20 protein-coding genes are annotated in these 22,008 nt (G+C 64.8%); 5 read left to right on the top strand and 15 right to left on the bottom strand.

Annotated elements, in window-relative coordinates; genetic code table 11:
- Positions 1-6: 6 nt before the first annotated feature.
- From O9320_01310 to O9320_01290, 5 genes are read right to left on the bottom strand one after another with little or no spacing between them, the layout of a single operon-like run.
- On the bottom strand, positions 7-1,551 hold the full coding sequence (locus tag O9320_01310) for an amidohydrolase family protein (GenBank protein MCZ8309461.1): 1,545 nt from the start codon (positions 1,549-1,551) through the stop codon (positions 7-9).
- Complete coding sequence (locus O9320_01305; GenBank protein MCZ8309460.1) at positions 1,551-2,342, bottom strand: ABC transporter permease; 792 nt, start codon at positions 2,340-2,342, stop codon at positions 1,551-1,553. Before O9320_01305 ends, O9320_01310 begins: the two co-directional genes overlap by 1 nt.
- Positions 2,343-3,158: an ABC transporter permease gene (locus O9320_01300; GenBank protein ID MCZ8309459.1), complete on the bottom strand. Its 816-nt coding sequence runs from the start codon at positions 3,156-3,158 to the stop codon at positions 2,343-2,345.
- A gap of 17 nt (positions 3,159-3,175) precedes the next feature.
- Positions 3,176-4,225: an ABC transporter substrate-binding protein gene (locus tag O9320_01295; GenBank protein MCZ8309458.1), complete on the bottom strand. Its 1,050-nt coding sequence runs from the start codon at positions 4,223-4,225 to the stop codon at positions 3,176-3,178.
- A 53-nt stretch (positions 4,226-4,278) separates the two neighbouring features.
- Positions 4,279-5,292 carry a hypothetical protein gene (locus O9320_01290; GenBank protein MCZ8309457.1) on the bottom strand — a complete coding sequence of 338 codons (1,014 nt, stop codon included), beginning with the start codon at positions 5,290-5,292 and terminating at the stop codon, positions 4,279-4,281.
- A gap of 238 nt (positions 5,293-5,530) precedes the next feature.
- Between O9320_01290 and O9320_01285 the strand changes: the two genes are divergently transcribed.
- The 4 genes from O9320_01285 to O9320_01270 all read left to right on the top strand — a co-directional run bounded on the left by O9320_01285 (position 5,531) and on the right by O9320_01270 (position 10,063).
- The gene (locus O9320_01285) at positions 5,531-6,277 is read left to right on the top strand and encodes a GntR family transcriptional regulator (protein MCZ8309456.1); all 747 of its coding nucleotides are present in this window, start codon (positions 5,531-5,533) and stop codon (positions 6,275-6,277) included.
- A 95-nt stretch (positions 6,278-6,372) separates the two neighbouring features.
- Positions 6,373-7,479: an ABC transporter ATP-binding protein gene (locus tag O9320_01280; GenBank protein MCZ8309455.1), complete on the top strand. Its 1,107-nt coding sequence runs from the start codon at positions 6,373-6,375 to the stop codon at positions 7,477-7,479.
- A 160-nt stretch (positions 7,480-7,639) separates the two neighbouring features.
- Complete coding sequence (locus tag O9320_01275; protein ID MCZ8309454.1) at positions 7,640-8,473, top strand: TauD/TfdA family dioxygenase; 834 nt, start codon at positions 7,640-7,642, stop codon at positions 8,471-8,473.
- 15 nt (positions 8,474-8,488) lie between these two features.
- Positions 8,489-10,063, top strand: a complete 1,575-nt coding sequence (locus O9320_01270) for an ABC transporter substrate-binding protein (protein MCZ8309453.1) — start codon at positions 8,489-8,491, stop codon at positions 10,061-10,063.
- Positions 10,064-10,232: 169 nt separating this feature from the next.
- Here O9320_01270 and O9320_01265 read toward each other — a convergent pair whose 3' ends face one another.
- From O9320_01265 to O9320_01220, 10 genes are read right to left on the bottom strand one after another with little or no spacing between them, the layout of a single operon-like run.
- Entirely contained in the window at positions 10,233-11,042 is an 810-nt protein-coding gene (locus O9320_01265) for a BtpA/SgcQ family protein (GenBank protein ID MCZ8309452.1), read from the bottom strand.
- Positions 11,039-12,061, bottom strand: coding sequence for a PfkB family carbohydrate kinase (locus O9320_01260; protein ID MCZ8309451.1), 1,023 nt, complete (start codon positions 12,059-12,061; stop codon positions 11,039-11,041). Before O9320_01260 ends, O9320_01265 begins: the two co-directional genes overlap by 4 nt.
- A complete protein-coding gene (locus O9320_01255) occupies positions 12,058-13,194 on the bottom strand; it encodes an SIS domain-containing protein (protein MCZ8309450.1) in 1,137 nt (378 codons plus the stop codon). The genes O9320_01260 and O9320_01255 overlap by 4 nt, the downstream gene beginning before the upstream one ends.
- Before the next feature lie 8 nt (positions 13,195-13,202).
- A complete protein-coding gene (locus tag O9320_01250; GenBank protein MCZ8309449.1) occupies positions 13,203-14,012 on the bottom strand; it encodes an ABC transporter permease in 810 nt (269 codons plus the stop codon).
- The gene (locus tag O9320_01245; GenBank protein MCZ8309448.1) at positions 14,009-14,896 is read right to left on the bottom strand and encodes an ABC transporter permease; all 888 of its coding nucleotides are present in this window, start codon (positions 14,894-14,896) and stop codon (positions 14,009-14,011) included. Before O9320_01245 ends, O9320_01250 begins: the two co-directional genes overlap by 4 nt.
- The gene (locus tag O9320_01240) at positions 14,889-15,938 is read right to left on the bottom strand and encodes an ABC transporter ATP-binding protein (GenBank protein ID MCZ8309447.1); all 1,050 of its coding nucleotides are present in this window, start codon (positions 15,936-15,938) and stop codon (positions 14,889-14,891) included. Before O9320_01240 ends, O9320_01245 begins: the two co-directional genes overlap by 8 nt.
- On the bottom strand, positions 15,935-16,807 hold the full coding sequence (locus O9320_01235) for a PfkB family carbohydrate kinase (protein ID MCZ8309446.1): 873 nt from the start codon (positions 16,805-16,807) through the stop codon (positions 15,935-15,937). The genes O9320_01240 and O9320_01235 overlap by 4 nt, the downstream gene beginning before the upstream one ends.
- Positions 16,804-17,883, bottom strand: a complete 1,080-nt coding sequence (locus tag O9320_01230) for an SIS domain-containing protein (protein ID MCZ8309445.1) — start codon at positions 17,881-17,883, stop codon at positions 16,804-16,806. The genes O9320_01235 and O9320_01230 overlap by 4 nt, the downstream gene beginning before the upstream one ends.
- A 3-nt stretch (positions 17,884-17,886) precedes the next feature.
- Complete coding sequence (locus tag O9320_01225; GenBank protein MCZ8309444.1) at positions 17,887-18,939, bottom strand: extracellular solute-binding protein; 1,053 nt, start codon at positions 18,937-18,939, stop codon at positions 17,887-17,889.
- A gap of 28 nt (positions 18,940-18,967) precedes the next feature.
- Entirely contained in the window at positions 18,968-20,014 is a 1,047-nt protein-coding gene (locus tag O9320_01220; GenBank protein MCZ8309443.1) for an extracellular solute-binding protein, read from the bottom strand.
- Positions 20,015-20,427: 413 nt separating this feature from the next.
- Here O9320_01220 and O9320_01215 point away from each other — a divergent pair, with 413 nt between their 5' ends.
- Positions 20,428-21,966, top strand: coding sequence for an amidohydrolase family protein (locus O9320_01215; GenBank protein ID MCZ8309442.1), 1,539 nt, complete (start codon positions 20,428-20,430; stop codon positions 21,964-21,966).
- The last annotated feature ends 42 nt before the right edge of the window (positions 21,967-22,008 follow it).

The following is a 22,008-nucleotide window of genomic DNA, read 5'->3' as shown; positions in this document are numbered from 1 at the left end:
TGCCCCCTAAAGCCCGCTGACTGGCACGTGCGCTCGTGCATCGGCGGCGTGGCGCGTCGGCGAAGTTGGGACCCAGCTTCGGTAGTGGGATTCGAGATGCGGGCGCAGGCGCGCCGAAAGGCTGCGTCCCGCCGGATCGGTCGTCGCTTTCGCACGCCGCGCCTGCACAGCGGCTTCGCTGTCGGCGCGCGCGAGTTTGGGGTCGGCAAAAATTCCGTCTCGATAGAGGATACGCCCACCCACCATGGTCATACGCACGCATTCGGCGGTCATGCGTTTCGCGAGCAGATCGAGGATTGGAAGATCGGAATCGACATAGGTGCCGGACAGAAGGGGAAGATCGACCGCGATCATGTCGGCATGCCAGCCCGCGCGAATCTCGCCAACGTCGGCAAAGCCGGCCGCACGCGCACCGTTCACGGTCAGCATCTTCAAAAGGGCGGCCGCATCGATCGGTTCGGGATCGGACCATGAATCGCCGTTGGCGAGGGCCGCGACAAGGCGCGCTTCGCGCCATATGTCTTCCGAATCGTCGATCGTGCGGCCGTCGGTGCCGATCGCGACGCGCAAGCCTGCCGCCGCATAGCGTGTCGTCGGCGCGATGCCGACGGCGAGATTGAGATTAGAGCCTGCGCAGCGCACGAGTGCGGCATCCGCTTGCGCGGCGACATCAATGTCGTGGTCGTCGAGCCACACGCCGTGCGCGATCGAGACGCGGTCGTGCAGGGCGCCGAGGCGGTGCATGCGTTCCAGGCAGCCTTCGGGATAGAGCCGGTCGCAGGCCGCGCGCTGTGTCCAGGATTCGAGGCAGTGGTAGTGCAACATCAAGCCGCGCTTGCGAGCGTCGGACGCAAGGGCGGCAAAAGCTTCGTCGGAGAGCCATTGCGGGCCCGCCGGGCCGTAGCCCAGCGAAAGACGCGGATGGTTGCCCCAATCGCCAAGCAGCGCCGACATTGCTGCAATCGTCGCCGCAGCATCGGGCGCGTAAGGGGGCTTGCGGCGTGCTTGCATTGCCGCCGCAAGGTCGGCCGGCAGGCTTGCGAGAAACGCCGCTTCGTCGAGATGCGGGTAGACGATATGCGCGCGGTCGAGTGCGCCGAGGCAGACGAGGGCTCGTAAGCCCGAGTCCGCGTAGGCGGACAAAATCTTCGCGGTCTCGCCGACGAAATCGCCGGTTCCGTAAGGGACATTGCCTTGCACGCAGCCCGTGATGCCGCTTGCGATCATGCGCCTTGCCGCAAGCATCGTCGCCCAATAGGGATCGAGCTTTCCGTGGCCCATGCGCGCATGCAGCGACGTCTCGAGCCGTTCGTCGCGAAAGCCGTACTGCAGGTTCGTCACACCGCGCCCATGCTGGTGCGCATTGACCGCACCCGGCATCAGAAGCTGGCCCGGCAGGGCCACGCTTGGCACATCGCCTTGCCCGCGCGGCAGGATGGCCTCGATGCGTCCGGCGCGGACGACGACATCGAGGCCGGTCGCGGCGTGGGCTTGCCCCGGCAGCAACACCGCATCGGGCGAAAGGCGCATCGGTGCGTTTACGTCCGGCATCAGCCGAGATCCAACCGCCGCACGCCGACGATGCGGTCGGCGAGCAGCAGTGCGAGCACGGTGAAGCAAAGAAGGATCGTCGAGATGGCGGCGATCGTCGGGTCAGCGCCCGTTTCGAGATAGTTCAAAACCTGGATCGGCAAGGTGCGCGCCGTGACATCCACGAGAAACAGCGAGATTGAGTAGTTGTCGAACGAGGCGAGAAAGGCGAACGCACTTCCTGTGACGACGGCGGGAAACAGGGCCGGCAGCAGAACCTTGGCCACGGCCCCGGGCCACGTGGAGCCGAGCGTGCGGGCGGCGTCGATCAGCGAGAAATCGAACAGATGCAGAGAGGCCAGAAGCGTGCGCACGATATAGGGCAGCGTGATGATCACGTGCGCGATCACGAGGCACGTCTGTGCATCGCGGAGGCCCACCGCGCGGAACGCCTGCAAAAACGCGATCCCGACGACGAGCCCCGGCATCATCAAAGGCGAGGTGAGGAGCCCGGCAAGCGTGCGGGCTCCCGGGATCGCGCGCGTTGCGATCGCGATCGCGGCCGGGGTTGCCAAAGCGACCGCAAGCAGAGTTGAGACCGACGCGATCCAGGCGGACGTGCCCAACGCCTCCCAGAAACTCGACTGGCGCGACAGCCGCTCGTACCAGCGCGTCGACAGGCGATCGACCGGAAAATCGAACACGGCCGACGGCGAGAACGATACCGCGACTGTCACGAAGATCGGGGCGAGCAAAAACACGATCACGAGCAACGCCCAGAACCGTCCAAGCACGAGGAAGAAGCGCGCCATCTAGCTCTCCGTGCGCGCGCGCCCGAAGCGGGCGGCTAGGGCGATCATGCTGGTGCAGAAGACGAGCAGCACGACGGCAAGGCCGGCACCGAGTGCCGGGTCGTTTGCGACGAGGAAGTTATGGGCGATGACTTTCGACAGCACCTTGTGGCGCTCGCCGATGAGCAGGGTGGGGATCACGTAGGCGGACGAGGCCAGCGAAAAGACGATCGAAAACCCGGCAAAAGCGCCCGGCAGGCTCAGCGGCAAGGTCACGCGCAGAAACCGGTCGACGGGGCCGGAGCGCAGCGTGGCGGCCGCATCGAGCAGCGTTGGATCGATGCGGCGCATCACGGCGAAGATTGGCAGGATCATGAATGGCAACAGCATGTTGATCGTGCCGAGATAGAGGCCAGGCAGCGTGAACAGGATGCGGATCGGCGCTTCAATGGCGCCGATGGCCATCAGCAGATTGTTCACGAGGCCGGTCGTGCGCAGCAGGATTGTCCAGCCGAAGGTCTTGACGATGGCGCTCGCGGTCAATGGCAGCAGGATCGCGATCATGCCGATGGCCTGGAGCCAGCCCGGCAGGCGCACGAGCGCCAGCGCAAATGGATAGCCGATCACAAGGCACGCGAAGGTGACGACCGAGGCATAGACGACCGTGTTCGCGATGACGTCGCGATAGTAGGAATCGCCGAAGATCCGCGCGAACACGCCGAACGGCGCGCCGTCGCCGCTCTGGAAGCTCGTCGCAAACAGAATGGCGAGCGGCAGCAGAAAGCAGATCGTCGCCCAGGCCGCAGCGGGCAGGGCAAGCCACCCGGCTGCGGCCATGCGCGGCGATGCCACGGTCAGATCGCAATCTCGCGGTCGAACCGCGACATCCATTCGTTGCGATTCTGAGCGACGAAGCCCCAGTCGATGACCGTGAGCGTCGATGCGGCGGCGACTTCCGGCGGCAGCGGAACCGAGGGGTTGGTGGGCGTGTCGTAGAGCTTCTCCGCCCACACTTTTTGGTATTCGGCCCCTAGCGTTTCGCTGATGAATGCATCGGCAAGTTCGGGCTCGGGCGCTTTGGCGACCTTCGCGATGCCGGACGGCATGGCGAACGAGCCCTCTTTGGGATAGCCGAGATCGACGGGTGCGCCCGCGCGTTTACGCCACAGCGTGTAGGACGAGAACATGCCGGCACCCAGCGTGGCTTCGCCGGTTTCGATTAGGTTCGCAACCTGTGCCGAACCGTTGTAGATCAGCAGCAGGTTGGAGCGGATCGTCGCAAGTTTCTTGAAGGCGGCGTTGATGTCGTATTGCGCTTCGGCAATCGGCTTTCCGGTTTCGAGATGCGCTGCCGCCGCGAGGATGAACGGAATCTGCGTGGCACGGACCGACGGGATCATGACCTTGCCCTTGTATTTGGGATCCCAGAGCATGGCCCAGGACGGCGTGCCGCCGGGAAGGTCCTTCGAATTGTAGGCGATCGACGCGCGCGGCCATTTGTAGGAGAGCCACCAGCCGTCGCGCACGATCGCGTTCGGCACGATCGCGCCGATATTGGGAATGTTCTTTGGATCGATCTTTTCGATCAGCTTCTCGTCTTGCGCGACGATCATCACCGGATCGTCCATCAGCACGACCGAGAATTGCGGCCGGTCTTTGATGGCCTGCATCTTCTTGAGGTTCTCGAGCGAGCTCGAACCGTCGAACAGCACGCGGCAGCCGTATTTCTTTTCGAAGGACGGGAACACGTCCTGTTTCAGCACGTCGGTCATGCCGGCCGGGCCGCCGATGATCAGTTCCTTGCGGCGGACTTGGGCAAGGGCAGGAGCGGCGAGGGCTATACTTGCGCCGGCTGCGGCTTGGACGAGGAAGGATCGGCGGGTCTTCGATGTCGTGTGGATCATGTCGCTCAGCTCCGTTCGGATGAATCAGGTGAAGACGCGAACCGCAGTCCCGGTCACTCGGCGGCACTCGGTTGTGGACGGGTGCGCAGCATTTTTTGGCGGATATAGGCGCCGGCTTGGATCGGCGCATGGCGCGCCGGATTCGCCGCATCGGTGCAGGTCGGCAGGCATTCGATCGACGCATCGACGTGCGGCTTCTGGAAGAAGCACAGCGAATAACGCGGATTGGCCATCGCGATCTCGCGCGGCGGATTGTCGACGCGATGCGGCGTGGAGACCCAGCGGTCGTTCGTCCATTGCGCCATGAGGTCGCCGAGATTGATGACCACGGCCCCCTCGGGGCTGCGCACGGGGATCCATTTTCCGTCGCGCGTCTTGATTTCGAGGCCGTGCGTGGAGCCGTCCTGCACGACGACCGTCAGCGACGTCGAATCCGTATGTTCGGGTATCCGCATCTGGCCAGGTTCGGGCGGCACGGTCTGCGCCGGGTAATTGACCCAGGTGCAGGTGCTCGCATGGCCCGCAAAATGCGGAACGAAGAAATCTTCTGGGAGCTGCAAGGCGGCCGCGAATACGCCGTTCATCGTGCGCGCGAGTGCGTCGACCGCGCGGTAGAATTCAACGAAGGTCGTGCGGAAACCCGCAATGTCGCCCGCCGCCTCGTCGGGCCAGATGTTCGGCGCATACATGCCTTCGAAGCCGCGCGGAACGGGTTGGTTGCGATCCGCCGCGTCGAAATCGGGCGACGAGATCATGTAGGCTTCTTTGTAGTCGGCGACCTTCTTGCCCGCGGGGCCGGCGTCGCGATAGCGCGTGCCCATGCGTTCGTAGCCGCGGAAAACGTCCGGCGAGGACGAGCAGTCGCGCAGTTTTTCGTCATGCCCACGTGCAAAATATCGACGTGTGAGCGCGAAGGATCGGTCGAACAGTTCTTGCGGAATGCCGTGGCCGCCGACGACGAGAAAGCCGACATCGCGACAGGCACGATCGACCTCGCGGGCGATCGACTGCATGCGGCTTTGGTCGCGCGTGCGAAACGCCGAGATGTCGATCAAAGGCAGATCCATATGCACCCCCCTGCCGCAAACGCGGCGGCACGAGCCTAGGCACAGCAAGGCGTATGCCATGGCGAAAGTCGTTCATTCGCAGGGCGTTTGGCCAAGGTAAGCGCGCGTGAAAGGCGAAAGTTTGTGCACGCGTCTACAAAATTGGCAACAAAAGATGATATTGTATACAAAATGGCGGCGTGTTAATTCTACAGACGAAATCTGACTGTCCGCCAGCCGCAAGAGGCCGCAGCCGCCCGTGTTCGACACCGCACTCCCCGCCGAGAGCGCCCGCAGCCATTTGGCGCCCGCCGCCTTGCGAATCGTCGATGCCGTGCTCGACGCGCTGTCGGATCGCAATCTGCCGGCCGGCGGCAAGCTCGGCGAAGAGCTGCTGGCGCGTCTGTTCGAGACGAGCCGCACGACAGTGCGCCAGGCGCTGCAGCATCTGCGCTTTCTCGGAATCGTCGAAATCGAGCCGAACCGCGGTGCGTCGATCGCGCGGCCGACCGCGCGCATGGCGGCCGATCTCTACGCGGCACGGCGCGCGATCGAATCACAGACGGTTGCCGATGCCGCGCGCTACTGCACGGCCAACGACATGCGCACGATGCTTGCGCATATCGAGCGGCAGGATGCGGCGGCGACGGCGAAAAACCGGCGCGAGCTCGTGCGGCTGCGCGGGGAGTTCCATCTTGTGATCGCCGAAATCGGCGGCAACGCCGTTCTGTGCCATTTGCTTGGCCAGATTCTGCCGCGCTGCGCGTTGATTCGCGCTTTGGCCGATCCGCAGCCTTTCACCAAGCGGCAGATCGACGAGCATCGCATACTCGCCCAGCTGATCGCCAAGGGCGACGCGAAAAAGGCGATCGCCCTCGTGCAGAGCCACCTGCAGATCAACGAGCAGCAGCTGCGTTTTTCAGGCGACGACCAGGCGCGCGCCAACAATGTCGATGTCTGGCTCGGCGCCTACGCGCGCCCGCAGCCGACCAAGCGCAAGGCGTAGGCCAGCCCCTATCTTCGGAACGGCACAGCCGTTGCTTTGGCTTTCGACGTGGGGGTATTCCCCGCTTACGTCAAACCGGGCTTGGCTGAAAACGCATGAATGATCCTTCCGCGAGTGCTGGGAATCTAAAGGACGATCGGCGATTCCTCGATATTGTCGGGCTCGAAAAGTCGTTCGGCAGTGCGGTCGTGCTGGCGGGCGTGGATCTGTGCGTTGCGCGCGGCGAGTTCGTTTCGCTGCTGGGGCCGTCGGGGTGCGGAAAGACTACGCTGCTGCGCATCGTGGCGGGGCTTGTCGTGCCGGATCGCGGTACAGTGCGCCTTGCCGACGCCGATATCACTGCAGAACCGCCGCATAAGCGCAATGTCGGCGTCGTTTTCCAGAACTACGCGCTGTTTCCGCATTTGAGCGTGGCCGACAATGTCGCGTACGGGCTCCGCGCCCAGCGCCGCCCGGCCGGCGAGATCGCGGCGACGGTCGCCAAATATCTTGATCTCGTGCATCTCGAGGCGCTGGCCGACCGCTCCATTCGCGCGTTGTCAGGCGGCCAGCAGCAGCGTGTTGCCGTGGCGCGCGCCTTGGCCGTGCAGCCCAAACTGCTGCTGCTCGACGAACCGTTCAGTGCACTCGACCGCAAGCTTCGCGAGTCGATGCAGATCGAACTGCGCCGACTTCTGCGCGAGATCGGCACGACGGCCGTCTTTGTCACGCACGATCAGGACGAAGCGCTCATCATGTCCGATCGCATCGCCGTGATGAACCAAGGGGCGATCGAGCAAATCGGCGGTCCTGCCGATCTCTATAATCGTCCGGCGACAGCGTTTGCGCTCGATTTCGTTGGCCTGTCGACGCGCCTTGACGGAATCGTGCGCGCCTACGCCGACGGGATATTGGATGTCGAAACGGTGCTGGGCCGCATTCGCTGTCCCGGTAGCTATCTTGTCGGTGCACCCGTGACTCTCGGGATTCGGCCCGAGCGCATGTCGCTGACGGCGCAGTCGGGGCACGACAATCGGCTGGAACTCGTTGTGTCGGACACGATTTTTTTGGGCCCCAAAGTCACGATCCATTTCGGCGCACCGCCGTCGGCCTGCCTTCTTCTAGAGACGCCGCAAGGGGCTGTCCCGATTCCGCAAGCCGGCACGCGTGTCGATGTGTTTTGGCGGCCCGAGGATACGCTCGTCTATCCGCGAACTGTTTGAAACCGCGCGCGTCTTGCATCGCTGAAAAGCAATGGCATGGGCTTTGCTACTTTTCGAGCCACTATCGCGTCGCGGGAGATTCGCAGGGAGGGGCCAAAATGAATCCGTTAACGCTCGATGTCGTACCTCTTGCGCGCGCGATCTTCCGATCGGTCCTGCCATGATCGCATCGTTCGAAATTGAACCTGCTTCCGACGGATTTTCCGCCGCGATACGCGGTCTCGACCTCGCGACACCGATCGATGCGGCGGCAAGCGCGCGTGTGGCCGAAGCGTTCCTCGCGCACAAAGTCCTGGTATTTCGTGGCCAACATCTCGACGTCGCCGGGTTCGCGAAAGCGGGTGGCATCTTCGGCCGTCTGGTCGAGCATGCGCTCGACCAATATCGGCATCCCGAATGGCCTGCCGTTTCGATCATCTCGAATCGCAACCCGCGCACGGGCATCGTCGACCCGAAAGGAGCGGCGCGCGGGACGGGGTGGCATACGGATCAGTCCTATGCGCGCACGCCCTGCAAGGCGACAGCCCTCTATGCGGTCGTCCTACCGTCTTCGGGCGGCGATACGCTGTTCGTCGATACGGCCCGCGCCTATGCCGATCTCGCACCCGAAGTTCGGGTGCAGGCGGACCGCGCAGCGGCGATGTTCTCGTGGGGCGGACGCAATCCCGGCAATGCCGCCCCTTTGACGCCGGAACAGCGCGTAAGGCTGCCCGATGTCGTGCATCCGCTTGTACTTGAGCATCCCGAGACCGGTGCGAAGGCGCTTTACATCGACGAGACGAATGCCGTGCGCGTCGTCGACACGGACACGGAAATCGGCGAAGCGCTGCTCGCGCGGCTTTTCGCGCATGCGACGTCGGAGACGTATCTCTATCGGCATCGCTGGACGAAAGGCGATCTCGTCGTTTGGGACAATCGCTGCACCGCGCATCGCGCGGCCGGCGGCTATCCGCCCGGCGAAGAGCGCACCATGTATCGAACCCAAATCGCGTAAGAGGGAGCTGTACCGATGAAGCTTCGTCGCCTGTTTCGGATACTCGGCATTGCACTCCTCATCGCCGCCGCGTTGCCCGCTTATGCGCAGAATTTGCGCGTCGGTCTCGCGGTTGAGCCCGACTCGCTCGATCCGCAATACCACCAGTTCGCGCCCAACAGCGCGTTCGGGTTCCATCTGTTCGATCGGCTCGTCCACCAGGACAAGGATCAGCGTCTGGTCCCCGGCTTGGCCGTGGCGTGGCGCGCGGTCGCACCTACCTTGTGGGAATTCGATTTGCGCCAAGGTGTGCGCTTCCACGACGGCACGCCGTTCGAAGCGGCTGACGTCGCGTTCTCGATCGACCGTGCGCGGAAAGTCGAGCGCAGCCCGTCTTCTTTCGCGCCCTATTTGCGCTCGATCGTTGCGGTCGAAAGCGTCGGCGCCTCGCGCGTCCGCATCACGACTCGTGAACCCAACCCGACGCTGCCGACCGATCTGTCGGTCATCGCGATCCTGTCGGCGAAAATTCATGCCGAGACCAAGCAGGAGGATTTTGCATCCGGCAAGCTCGCCGTCGGAACGGGTCCGTACAAGATCGTCGGCTGGACGCGCGGCGATCGACTCACGATCGAGCGCAACGAGACCTATTGGGGCGGTCCCGCCCCGTGGGCGCGTGTTGAATTTCGCATCCTCACGGCCGACGCCGCGCGCGTGGCCGCACTTCTGGCCGACAATGTCGACATGATCGAGAGCGTGCCGCCCACGGTCCTGGCAACATTGCGCGCCAATTCGCGTTTCCGGCTCGCGGAAGCGCCGTCCAATCGGCTGCTGTTCCTGTCGCTTGACTCTGCGCGCGACCAGACGCCCTTCGCGACCGACCTTGCCGGCAATCCGCTGCCTGCCAATCCGTTCAAGGATGCGCGTGTGCGAAAAGCGTTGTCGCTCGCCATCGCGCGCGAGCCTTTGGCCGATCGCGTTCTCGAGGGCGTCGGCACGCCGGCGGCACAGCTTGTGTCGGCCGGCTTCTTTGGCCACGACCCGTCTTTGAAGCCCGCAGCACAGGATATCGAGACCGCACGCCGCCTGCTTGGCGAGGCCGGCTATCCGAACGGGTTCGGCATCACCCTGCACGGTCCTTCGAACCGCTATGTCGGCGACATTGCGGCAGCTCAGGCGGTTGGGCAGATGCTGTCGCGCATCGGCCTTCAGGTGAAGGTCGAGACGATGCCGCCCAGCGTGTTTTTGACGCGTTCGGCAGTGCCGGAGTTCAGCCTCATCCTGATCGGCTACGCCGCTGTCAGCGGCGAAGCGTCCTCAGCGCTGCGGGTTTTGGTGCATAGTTTCGACCGCGAGCGCGGGCTTGGCGCAAACAATCGTGGCCGGTTCTCGAGCGACGCGGTCGATGCGTTGATCCGTCAGGCGTTGGTTGAAGTCGATGACGCGAAACGCGAGACACTGCTGCGCGACGCCACGCGCTTGGCGATGGAACAGACGGCTTTGGTGCCACTGGTCCATTACACGAATTTTTGGGCCAGCAATGCGGAGATTGCCTACGAGGCGCGCGGAGACGAATACACGCTCGCCATGTCGGCGCGTCCGCGCCGGTAACGCGCACGCATCTGTGCAGACGCGCGCGTTAGGTTTTGGATGTTTCGTCTCGATCGAACCGATGGGCGGCACTGACTTGACGCGAAAGTTTCTGGCAGTTCTCTTTTGCTTCGGCGCTTCTTCGTACTTGCCCGTTTCCGCGGGAACTTTAAGGCTCGCGGAGATCCATTTAGGTCGATTTGCGGATATCGACGGCAGCTGCCTTGGCCGCAAAGCGCGATGCCGATTCAATATCCCAGCGAAGCAAATCTCCGTCGTGCGTGCCTTTGCGCATCAGGGCTGTCGAAACAATCGCGGCGTCGGCGGTTTCGAGGGCAATGGCCACGTTCTCTTCCGTCACCGAACCGCCGAGCACGATCGGAACCCTGACGCCGGCCGTCCGCGCCTTTGCAATGCGCGCGAGTGAGTCTGCAAACGTGTCGCCGGTCAGAACAAGGGCGTCGGCCCCCATCGACTGTGCCCACAAGGCCGCGCGCTCGGGCGGCAGATCGACCATCGGCACGCTCGTGCGGTCGAATACGTCGGCAAGGATGGCAACCTTCTGGGCCTTGATCCTATGCCGGTAGGTGCGCGCGGTCGTGCACAAGGCCGTGCGCGGCCCTTCGGCCGTCATCGAAGCGCCGACGAAGACCTTGAGCCGCACGAAATCCGCACCTGTTGCATGCGCGATCGCGAGAGGGGCGATCGCGTCATGCGCCTGCACGATGATGCCGAGGCGCATTGCCGGAAAGGCTTGGCGGATCGACCGCCCGAGTGCCGTCACGATCGCGATCGTGGCGGGATCGGCGTCGGCTGTCGTGCGTGTCTGGTCTTGAAGCATCAGTGCCGGAAAGCCCGCATCGGCGAAGACCCGCGCGTTGGCAAGCGTGTAGTCCTCAAGCCATGCCATGGATGTTTCGCGCGCAAGGCCGAGGTCGGGCAAATGCAAAGCGCCGATAATCCGCGGATGGGTCGCAAAAAGCGGATGTGGGTCTGTCAAGACGAGCTCCTCGTGGTTTGAACGCGCGCAAGGCGTTGGTCGCGCAGGCTGGAGTCGGCGCCGAGCAGATGGGCGATGCCTATCGCCTCGACGGCGAAGGCACCCGCGACGACCGCGCGCCGCAATGCCGCTTCGCCGTCGTAGCCTTCGATGCGCGCACTCAAGAAGCCGCCGCAGAATGCGTCGCCCGCACCGACTGGATCGCGGGCGGCAACATCGAGAGCCGCCGCCTCGACGAAGCGGCCGTCGGCCAGGCGCAGGATCGCACCCGCCGAACCGCGTTTGACGCCGACGATGGCGCGCGAACTTCCCGCAATGTCGGCCAAAGCCGCGTGGAGGCCGAGACCTGGCCGCAGCACGGCCAATTCCTTTTCGCTGGGCAAAAATGCATCGACATGGCGGAGGATCGCGTCGAGCTCGGCACGCCCCAGATTGGCGGCTTGGAAGCCTGGGTCGATTGTCGCAACAAGACCTGCAGTGTGTGCCGCCGCCGCGCAGGCGACCATCTGTACGACCGCATTGGCGCCGATATGCACGCCGCGCGCCTGCCAATAGGTGCTTGGAATGTCGTCGGGCCTTGCTGGATGCAAGGCGCGAAACGCGCTGTAGCCCGTGCGGCCCTGCGCAGTACCTTCGAGATATGCGCGCCAGCGTACCGTTTCTTCTGGCGTCAGCACGGGGCCAGCGAGGCCCAATCCGACCATTTCAGCGGGGGCGGCATGGAGATGGTCCATGCGCGATCCGTCCGCATTGTGGAAGAACCATTCGGGCTGCGCTTGCGTATCCGGTTCGACGCCGATGCCGGACAGATCGAGGCGGTCGCCAGCCGCTTTGGCCAAGGCATCCAACGAATACGTTGCGGGCACACGGCCCACGACGCCGACGCGGTCGAGAAACAGGCGCGCACCCAAAGCCGCATGCAGCGCGTTGCCGCCGAGCTGGTCGAGATGCAGTGTGCCATTCGCTTCGACGATGCAGTCGACGATCACGCCGCCGATCGCAAAGGCGCGCACCGTCACGTCCGCACCTCGGCGCGGTGCTCGGAATAGCTAAGCCCCAACGCATCGCGGGCCATTGCAAAATGATAGGCAAGCGCATGGATTGCCGGCGCATGCACGATCGCCGCCAGCGACGCTGCGACCGGCGGCACTTGGATTGTGCCTGCAACGCGGGCTTCGATCTCGTGGTCGGGTGCCGACAGAAGCGCATAGACCCGAGCCCCTTCCGCCGCACCGACGAGAGCCGTATCGAGGGCGCGTTCGCGGCTTGCGGCGTCCGGTGCGACGACGAAGAGCGCGTCGCCTGCTTTTGGCAGCCGGTAATGGTGCAGCTCTTCGAGCGGGAAGGCAGCGGCATGCACGGGCGAGAGCTCGCGCAGTTTTGCGGCCGCAAAGCAGGCCGTGGCGTAGTGCGGGCCTGTACCGGCAAAAAACACGGTCGTGGCATCGGCGATCGCGCGGGCCGCTTGTGCGGCTGCCCCATCGCACTGCGCCAGCGTGGCATCGGCAAGGGCCGGCGCTTCGGCAAGGGCGGCAGCGATCTGCGTGTGTTGCAGCGAAGGCGGCGCGATCGCAAGGCCGAGCTTCACGAGAAGGGCCATCGCGGCCGTGCTCGATTGCGTGGGCCAGCCGCGTCGCGTTGCATGAACCCGCAGTCCGCCGTCGAATTCGGAGAGGATCGCCGAGCCTGCCGTGTTCGAGAGCCCGACGGTCATGGCGCCGCGCGCGCGCGCCATGCGCAACGCAGCCATTACGGCCGGCGTATTTCCGCCCGCACTGAGCCCAAGGACAAGCCCGTTTGGCCCCGTGCCGCAATGGTCGTAGGCTGCGAAGTCGAGCGCTTGTACGGCAAGGCACGGGCGCCCGGTCAGCAGCTCGAGCGCATGGCGCACGCCCATGCCCACGAACCAGGAATCGCCGCAGCCTGCGATCGCGATATGGTCCAAGCTGCGGTCGCGGATGCGCGCTGCCAGCGCAGACAAGGCGGGCGCTTCGGCATCGAGCGTTGTGCGGATGGCCGCACCTTGGCCCGCCATCTCGTCGCGCGTGAAGCCCACGCGGCGAAGGCGTGCAGGGTCGCCGGCCACGTCGCGCGACGGTTCTGCGCGCAAGGCACGCAGGCGCTCAGCATAGGGATCTTGCGAATCGACCATGTTCAATCCTAACGCCCCAAACGCTCGAGGCCGACCGTGCGCGCCAAAACAAGCATGATCGCGAAAGAAAGGCCGATCTCAAGTGCCGAGATCGCCGCGATCGCTGGCGTGCTGTCGTATTGCACGAGATAGTAGAGCTCGACCGGCAGGGGCCTGCCGCGTACGTCGGATGTGAACAAGGCGACCGTCACATTGTCGAACGCCTCGATGAAGGTGAAGGCGGCGGCGGCGACGAGTGCCGGGCCCAGTTGCGGCAGCGTGACGCGCACGAAGGTTTCGAACTTGCCCGCACCCAGATTGGCGCTCGCCTCGTCGAGGCGTGGGTCGAGGCCGGCCAGCCTTGCCATCGCAATGCGGATCACAAACGGCAGGCAGAAGACCGACAAAGCGAGGATCAGCATTGCGTTCGACGCGCGGAACGCGAAATACGCGCCGAAGAACAGACTCGCAATGCCGATCACCATGCCCGGCATCATTTGCGGTGCGAGCAGAAAGGCGTTTGCGGCCGCTTTGCCCGCAAAGGTGCCGCGCACGGATGCAAAAGCGGCCGGCACGCCGAGGGCAAGCGTGATGCTGGCGACGGCGAGCGAGACCCACAGGCTTACGACAACGGAGTCCGTGAGCTGCCGGTTTGAGAACACATGCTCGTACCAGCGCAGCGAGAAGCCCGACGGCGGAAAGGCGATGAAACCGCGCGGCTCGAACGAGATTGCGACGACGATGAGGCTTGGCGCCACAAGCAGCAGCAGCGAGAAAGCGGCGACGGCGCCGAGTACGAAGCGGCCGATGCGGTCGATGGGGGCGAGATTCTTCGTCATGCGGCAGACTCGTTCCAGCGCGCGAGGCGATTGCCGAAGGCAACGATCGCCAGCACGAAGGCAAAGCAGGTCGACAGCAGGATCGTGGCGAGGACCGCACCGCGCGTCCAATCGAGCACAACAATGGTCTGCTCGTAGACCTGCACGGCAAGCGTGGAATAGCTGCCGCCGCCAAGCAACTGGGGCACGATGAAGTTCGTGTAGGAAACCGCAAAGACTAGTGCGAGGCCCGCGAAAATGGCCGGTACGGACATCGGCACGACGACGCGGAAGAAAGTACCCGTCTGGCTCGCCCCGAGATTGAGCGAGGCCTCTTCGAGGCGGCGGTCGCGCTCGGCAAGCACGGCGAGCAGAGGCAGGATCATGAAGGGCAGGTGAATCTGCGTCATGCCGATAAGCACGGCCCAATCCGTGTTGAGTATCCGCAAGGGCTGGTCGATCAGCCCGAGCGACAGCAGGGTCTGGTTTACGAGCCCGCGCCGTCCACCAAGGATCACGATCCACGCATAGGCGCGCACGAGGGCACTTGTCAGCAGCGGTGCAACGACCGCGACAAGAATGAGGGTACGCCAGATGCCCTTGGCCTCGGCAAACAGATAGGCGACCGGATAGGCGAGCAGCAGTGTGAGTACGGATGAGACGGCGGCGACCCAGAAGCTGCGCCACATCAGCCGCCAGACTAGATCGTCTGTAAGGGCCGAGTGGAGATAACCGAGCGTCCAGGTATCTGCAACAATGCGCCCACGGTCGATCGTGACGAAGCCGAAGGCGAGAAGCGTAAGCATCGGCAACGCCAAGAAGACGAAAAGATAGGCGAGGGCCGGCACGGCGGGCCAGATGCCGCGCCCGTGCAGGATGCGCCGCAGGAGCGGGGCGCTAGACACCGTCCGGCCCCTCTTCCAGAACGACGCAAGCGGCGGGGTCGACTGCGCGCACGCGTACGGGCGAACCCATCGCCGCCGGCGGTTCGCCGACCTTGCGCAATGCAACGACGCGCAACGGCTCTGCCGCACCGATCGCGATCTCGTATTCGATCGTGGCCCCCTGCGGGGTCGCAAATGCGACCGTCCCATGCCAGCCCGGGCCTTCACCTGCTTGTTCGAGCGCCAGATTTTCGGGCCGCACGACGAGCCACGCAGCACCGTCCGCGCGCGCAGCGACGATCGCCGGATCACGCGTGACGCGGCCGCCAAGTATGTCGATGGGCAATACGTTGGCGCGACCGATGAAAGCCGCGACATAGGCAGTGCGAGGTCGGTCGTAGATGTCGATTGGCGCACCAACCTGTTCGATACGGCCTGCGCGCATCACCGCCACGCGATCAGATAGCGTCATGGCTTCCTGCTGGTCGTGCGTGACGAAGATCGAGGTGATGCCGACGCGCTCGATGAGCTTGCGCAATTCGATCTGCATCGACAGGCGCAGCTTGGCGTCGAGCGCGTTGAACGGCTCGTCGAGCAGCAGCACCTCTGGTTCGAGCACGAGGGCACGCGCGATAGCCACGCGCTGCTGCTGCCCGCCGGACAGGCGTGCGGGAAAGCGGTCGGCATAGGCCGAAAGCGATACAAGATCGAGCGCCTTTCGCACGCGCGCTTGCGTTTCAGCCTGGCTCACGCGGCGCACGCGCAGCCCATAGGCAACGTTCGCCGCAACGTCGAGATGCGGAAACAGCGCATAGGACTGGAACACGTACCCGACCTGGCGGCGGTTCGGCGGCAGGTCGGTGATGTCGCGCCCGCCCACGACCACGCGACCGCTGTCGGGCTCGACGAAACCTGCAAGCGTCCGCAGCAATGTAGTCTTGCCGCAGCCCGAGGGGCCGAGCAGCGTCATCACCGTGCCCTTGTCGACGGCAACCGAACAGCCGTCGAGCACGCGCATGGGGCCGAAGCTTTTTGCGATGTCCTGGAGCGTGATATGGCTCATGATGCGGCCGATCCTTCGAAGTGTAGCCCAAGGGCTGCAGGCCCCCAGCCGCCAACGCAACGCGCGCCAATCTGCAAGGCTGCACGCGCGCCGGCGGTGAAATCGAGCCCGGCGGCAATTCCGGCTGCAAGGGCCCCTACGACCGCATCGCCGGCCCCCGTCGGGTCGCGCAACGTTGCGGGCGGGGCTGCAAGCCGCAGGCCCGTGGCGGCACGGGCAGCGACGGCAAAAGCACCAGCCGCTCCGCGCTTGTGCAGCACGTTGCAGCCAGAGCCCGCGAGCGCAAAGGCCGCCGCATCGTCGCTGCAGTCGGGGCAGAGATGCCGCGTTTCTTCCAAACTCGGCGCAAAGACATAGGCTTTGGCGGCATTTGCGCAGACTGCATCGTGTTCGCGCGTTGCAAATGCTGCACTCGTATCCATGACGACGCGTGCTCCCGCCCTTGCGGCAGCTGCCAGCGTCTTTGCGGCGACGGCGCTTGGCACCGCCATCAGCGCGACGACATCGCCCGCCGCGAGGGCGGCAGGTACCGCGGGGACGAGGGTGTGCGTGCGTTCCCACCAAGCATCCTGCGCGTGGTGCGCATTGTCGCGGCTTTCGTCGGTGCGATAGGCAAGACGTGCGCGGCGCGTGGGACTCGAGCACAGGACAACGCCTGCGAGATCGATCCCGAGAGTGGCCGCCTGCTGCAGCCATTCGGCGCGAAAATCGACGCCCGACATCGCGTGCAACGCGACCGCCGCACCTGCCGCGCGTGCCCCCAAGGCCGCGTAGAGAGCAGCACCGCCCGGCACTTCGTCGCCCGCATCGCGGCCGGTTTCGATCCTGTCGATCGAAAGATAGCCGACGACATGCACGGTCGCCGTCATGCGCCGGTGCCGAGCAAGCTGCGCCGCGTGAGCATGCGGCTCACTTTGAAGCGCTGTGCATCGGATTTGAGATGCGTGCGCGTGTCTGGATCAAGGCCACTTGCGCGCGCAAGGGTGTTTGCAAGAATTTGCAGCGGAACGCAGGCGGCAAGTGCGAACAAAGAAGGCGGCACGTCCGGCAGTGTAATGTGCCGCGTGGCGCGCGCAACAGGCGTCGACAGCGTGTCGATCGCAAGTGTGGCGACCTCAAGCTCGCCGAGGGCGGCACAGCTTTCGTCGGCATAGGCTGCAAGTGCAGCATCGCCCGCCAGCACGACGACGAGATCTTGCGTGGGCATGGCCCAATACTGGCTGTGCGCGAATTCCTCGAGTTCGCCCGACCACGCCGGAATGCGCGTGAGTTCGACGAACTTCGCGGTTCCATACTGGGCGGTGCCGATATCGTTGTCGGCCGACAGAACGCGCACGCCGGTCGGGACGGCGAGTCCGGCAAATGCGTCGTCGCTTGCGGCGAGTGCCGCACGTTGGGCGGCAATTGGGGCCGCCAGATCGGGCGGGTTGCGGCCGGCTGCACCGGCAGCGAGGGCGAGCAACGCGGTGAGTGTTGCCGTATAGCTTGCCGTTCCGCATAGGAACGGTGCGATATCCGCAAGGTCGAGCGAAATCTTGGCGCCGGCGATTTCGCCGAGACGACCGCCATTGCCGTTGACGAGCGCGAGCATCGTTACGCCTGCGGCCGCGACCGCGCGCGCAGCTTCGACCGTGCGATCGACATTGCCGGACATCGAAATCGCGATGACGCGGTCGCTAGGGCGCAGTCGATGGGCTGCCAGAACCATATCCATTGCCCCAATGGGGCGCCAATCGAGCCCACATTCGGTAGCCCAGCGGCTTGCGGCGATGGCGGCAAACAAGCCGTCGCCGCAGCCGGTGATCCAAAGACGGCCGCCGTCGCCCGGCGCCAACACCTTGCGGCCAAGAGCTGCGAAGCCCTCGGCGCGCGCGGCGAACGCCGCCAACATGTCGGGTTGGCGTGCGATGTCTACGCGCATGGGCGACGGCGTCGTCATGGTCATCGTTCAGCTCGCGAAGACGCGGTCGAAGCGTTCCACGATCTGGCCGCGCACCGGGGCGATCTTGCCCCAATCGACCGACTGAAGCCGCGCCACTTCCGCCGGCGTAGAGGGCGTGTAGGGGCGTGCAGCCTCGGGGATCGTCACGCCGCGCACGGTCGGCCCGAAGAAGTAGGGCGTGTTAGCGGCGAACTGCTGGTACTCGGGCGAAAGGATGCCGTCGATCCACTGGTACACGAGATCGGAATGACGCGTATTCGCGATCTCAGACATGAACGAGACGATAGCGACGGGGCCCGGCGCAGGCTGCACGAACTTGATCGGCAGACCCTTCGCGGCCGAGGCGGCGGCGTCGTTGTTCCAGATCGGCGCCAAGCCGATCTCTTCGCGCTCGAGCATCTGGATGAGCTGCGTGGGTGTGCGGCCGACCTGCGGCTTCAGTTCCTGCAGCTTGGTCCATGCCGGTTCGAGATTGTCTTCAGCGCCGCCGAAGATCTTGGCTACGATCGCCAGCACGCCGAGGCCGAGATTGGACGAAGCGCGCGGAATGCCGATCTTGCCCGCGTATTCGGGCTTCCACATGTCGGCCCAGCTGGTCGGCGCATTGCGCACGACTTTTTCGTTGTAAGCGATGCCGATCAACGAGTAGCTCGCCGGCACGCCGAAGCCGCCCGACTTCGCGTTCAGTTCCGGAATCAGATTCGCGTAGTTGCGCAGTCGCGCAGGCTCGATACGCTTGATGTAGCCGTCGCGCTGCGCGATCAGATGCGGCGGCTCGCCATTGGGCATCGCGTCGAACGGCGAGAAGCCCTGGGCGGCCTTGATCGAGGCGACGATGTCCTGGCTTTCGCTCGGCACGAGGCGGATGCGCAGGCCCGGCGTGGCCTGTTCCATGCGGCGCGCGAGCCACTGGTGCGGCTCCTGCAGCTGGCCCGCGAAGCTTACGATCACAAGCTCGCGCGCGGTCTGGGCAAGCACGACGGACGGAGCGGCGAGCAGAGCGCTGCCGGCGGCAAGGCCGCGCGCGAAGTCGCGACGGCCGATTTTGCGGATTGTCATGTTTGATCTCCTGGGTTGCGGGGGAACGTCAGAGGGCGAAAACGCGGTCGAAACGCTCGACCAGCGGCCCGCGCTGCGGCGCAATCGCGGGCCAATCGATCGTCTGCAGGGCAAGCACTTCGGCTGGCGTCGAAGGCGTGTAGGGGCGGGCCACTTCGGGCACCGTCACGCCGCGAACCGTTGGGCCGAAGAAGTAGGGAGACGCGGCGGCACGCGCCTGGTATTCGGCCGACAGGATGCCGTCGAGCCATTCGTTGACCAGTTCGGGATTGCGCGAGTTCGTGATGCCCGACATGAACGAGATGATCGCGATGGCGCCCGGCTTCGGCATCATGAAGCGGATCGGCAGCCCCTTCTCCGCCGCCGAGGCGGTGTTGTTGTTCCACAATGGGGCGATCGCGATTTCTTCGCGCTCGAGCATTTGCGTGAGGATGGCGGGCGAGCGTGCGGCCTTGGGCTGGAGTTCGCGCAGCTTGTCCCAGCCGACGTCGAGCGCGGTTTCCGAACCGCCGAAGCTCTTGGCCGCGATGGCGAGCGTGGCGAGCCCCAGATTCGAAGAGGTACGCGCGATGCCGATCTTGCCCCGGAACTCGGGCTTCCACATGTCGGCCCAGGATTCCGGCGGATTGCGCACGAGCGTCGAGTTGTAGGCGATGCCGACCAGCGAATATGTCGCCGGCACGCCGAAGCCCTGGCTCTTGGCGAGCAGGTCGGGGAACGCGCTCGGCAGGTTCTTGAGGGCGGCATCGTTGCGCCGCGCAATGTAGCCCTCGGACATGGCCGTGATGTGCGGCGGTTCGTCGTTGGGCATCGCGTCGAATGCCGATTGGCCTTGGCCCGCTTTGATCTGCGCGACGATGTCCTGGCTGTCCGACGGCACCAGCCGTACGCGCAAGCCCGCATGGCGGCGTTCCATCTGGTCGCCGAGCCAGCGATGCGGTTCCGACAGACGGCCGGGATAGGTGACGATCACGAGTTCGCGCGCGGCTTGCGCGCGCACGAGGGTCGGGGCGGCGAGAAGTCCGGTGCCGGCGGCAAGACCGCCGAGTGCGGCGCGACGGGAAATGCGGATCATGGAATCCTCCTGGGCTGGATAGCGGAACATGGAAATCGACGCTGGAACCGATGCGTTGCGGGAAACGCAGACGCACGTCGCACGGCGAGGCTCGAAGAAGGTTCTAGTTCGGGCGGTGAAACGATCCGCCGGAGACGCTGTCTCCGGCCGCGGCACGGTCCCGGGTCGGGACCGCCGAGGGATCAGATGCGCGGACTTCGCCCGGCCGCGATGAAAGCGACATAGGCGCGCGCCGAGCGCGACGCACTGCGCCAGCCAAGCCGAATCCGGGCACGCGATTTGCCGCGGACGTTTCGGCTCGACATATGCGAGACATAAGACATAAAAGATTCATCTCATAGCAACCGGTCGACGCGCAAGCTGCAAAAAATAGGCAGCACTGCCCGCGCCGCAGGCAAGCGAGGCAAGGGCCCTTGGAAGCGACGATTATCGACGCCGACTGGATTCTCGAAGGCTTTTCCGCCGACGATGCGCCGCTGCTGCACAACGATGCGGCACTGGTCGTTGTCGACGGCCGCGTGGCTGCGATTCTGCCGCAGGCCGAAGCGCGCATACGCTATCCCGCCGCGCGCCACGAGGGCGGCAAGGGGCGCGTCGCGATCCCCGGCCTTGTGAACGCCCACCACCATGTCGGCACCACGCCGCTGCAGCTCGGCTCGCCCGACCATCCGCTCGAGCTGTGGTTTGCGAGCCGCTTGGCGCTGCGCGACGTCGATCCGCGGCTCGACACCCTGTATGCCGCTTTTGAGATGATCGAGAGTGGTGTCACGACCGTCCAGCATCTGCATAGCCGCGCGCCCGGCACGCCCGAACAGATCGTCGCGACGGGCAAGCAGGTGCTCGATGCGTATCGCACGATAGGCATGCGTGCCTCCTATTCGTTGGCGCTTCGCGATCAGAACCGCCTCGTCTACGAGGACGACGCGCTGTTCCTGGAGCGTCTGCCCGATTCTCTGAAAGCGCCGATGCGCAGTTACTTCGAACGCTTCACGTTGCCGCTTGCCGAACAGCGCGCGGTTTTCGAAGCGCTGCTTTCCGCTGTCGTGGGCGAGCGGCGCCTAGCGGTGCAGGTGGCGCCCGCCAATCTGCACTGGCTGTCGGACGCAGCCCTCGGGCTCGCGGGCGAACTTTCGAAGCGCCACGATCTGCCGATGCACATGCATCTGCTTGAAACGCCCTACCAGAAAGCCTATGCGGCCAAGCGTACCGGCGGCTCGGCACTTGCGCATATCAAGCGCTTCGGCCTCGTGGGGCCGCACCTTACGATCGGCCACGGCGTGTGGATGACCGAACAGGACATCGAACTTTGCGCGCAAAGCGGCACGCACATCTGCCACAATTGCAGTTCGAATTTTCGGCTCAAGAGCGGTGTGGCGCCGGTCAATCGCTTTCTCGCACGCGGCATTCCGGTCGCCCTCGGCATGGACGAGGCCGGCATCAACGATGACCGCGACATGCTGCAGGAAATGCGACTGGCTCTACGCGTGCATCGCGAACCGGGCATCGAGGCGTCCCATCCGTCGCCGGCACAGATCCTGCGTATGGCAACCGAGCGCGGTGCGGACACCACGCCGTTTGCCGGCCGCATCGGACGCCTGTCGCCCGGTCGCGAAGCCGACATCGTTCTCTTCGATTGGGACGCCGTCACATATCCGTACCAAAGCCCGGATATTCCGCCGGTGGATGTGCTGGTTCAGCGCGCCAAATCGACGGCGGTGAAAACTGTCTTTGTTGCGGGCGAGGCCGTGTATCGCGACGGCCGCTTCGTGCACGTCGACAGGCAGGCTGTGCTGGCCGAGATTGCCGTGCGCTTTGCGCGTCCGCTTACAGATGCCGAGAACGAGCGCCGCCAATTGGCGCGCGACGTATTCCCGCACGTGCACAAATTCTACGACGGCTATCTCGACGGTCTAGGCAACGAGCCCTTTTACCGTCCAAGCGGACGATTCTAGAACATAGCCGCCGGGACTGATGCCGTAAATGCGAGCCAGCCG

It is taken from the genome of Magnetospirillum sp., from assembly GCA_027532905.1.
In the GTDB taxonomy this organism is placed as follows: Bacteria; Pseudomonadota; Alphaproteobacteria; order CACIAM-22H2; family CACIAM-22H2; genus Tagaea.
This window is presented reverse-complemented; position numbering and strand designations above follow the sequence as displayed.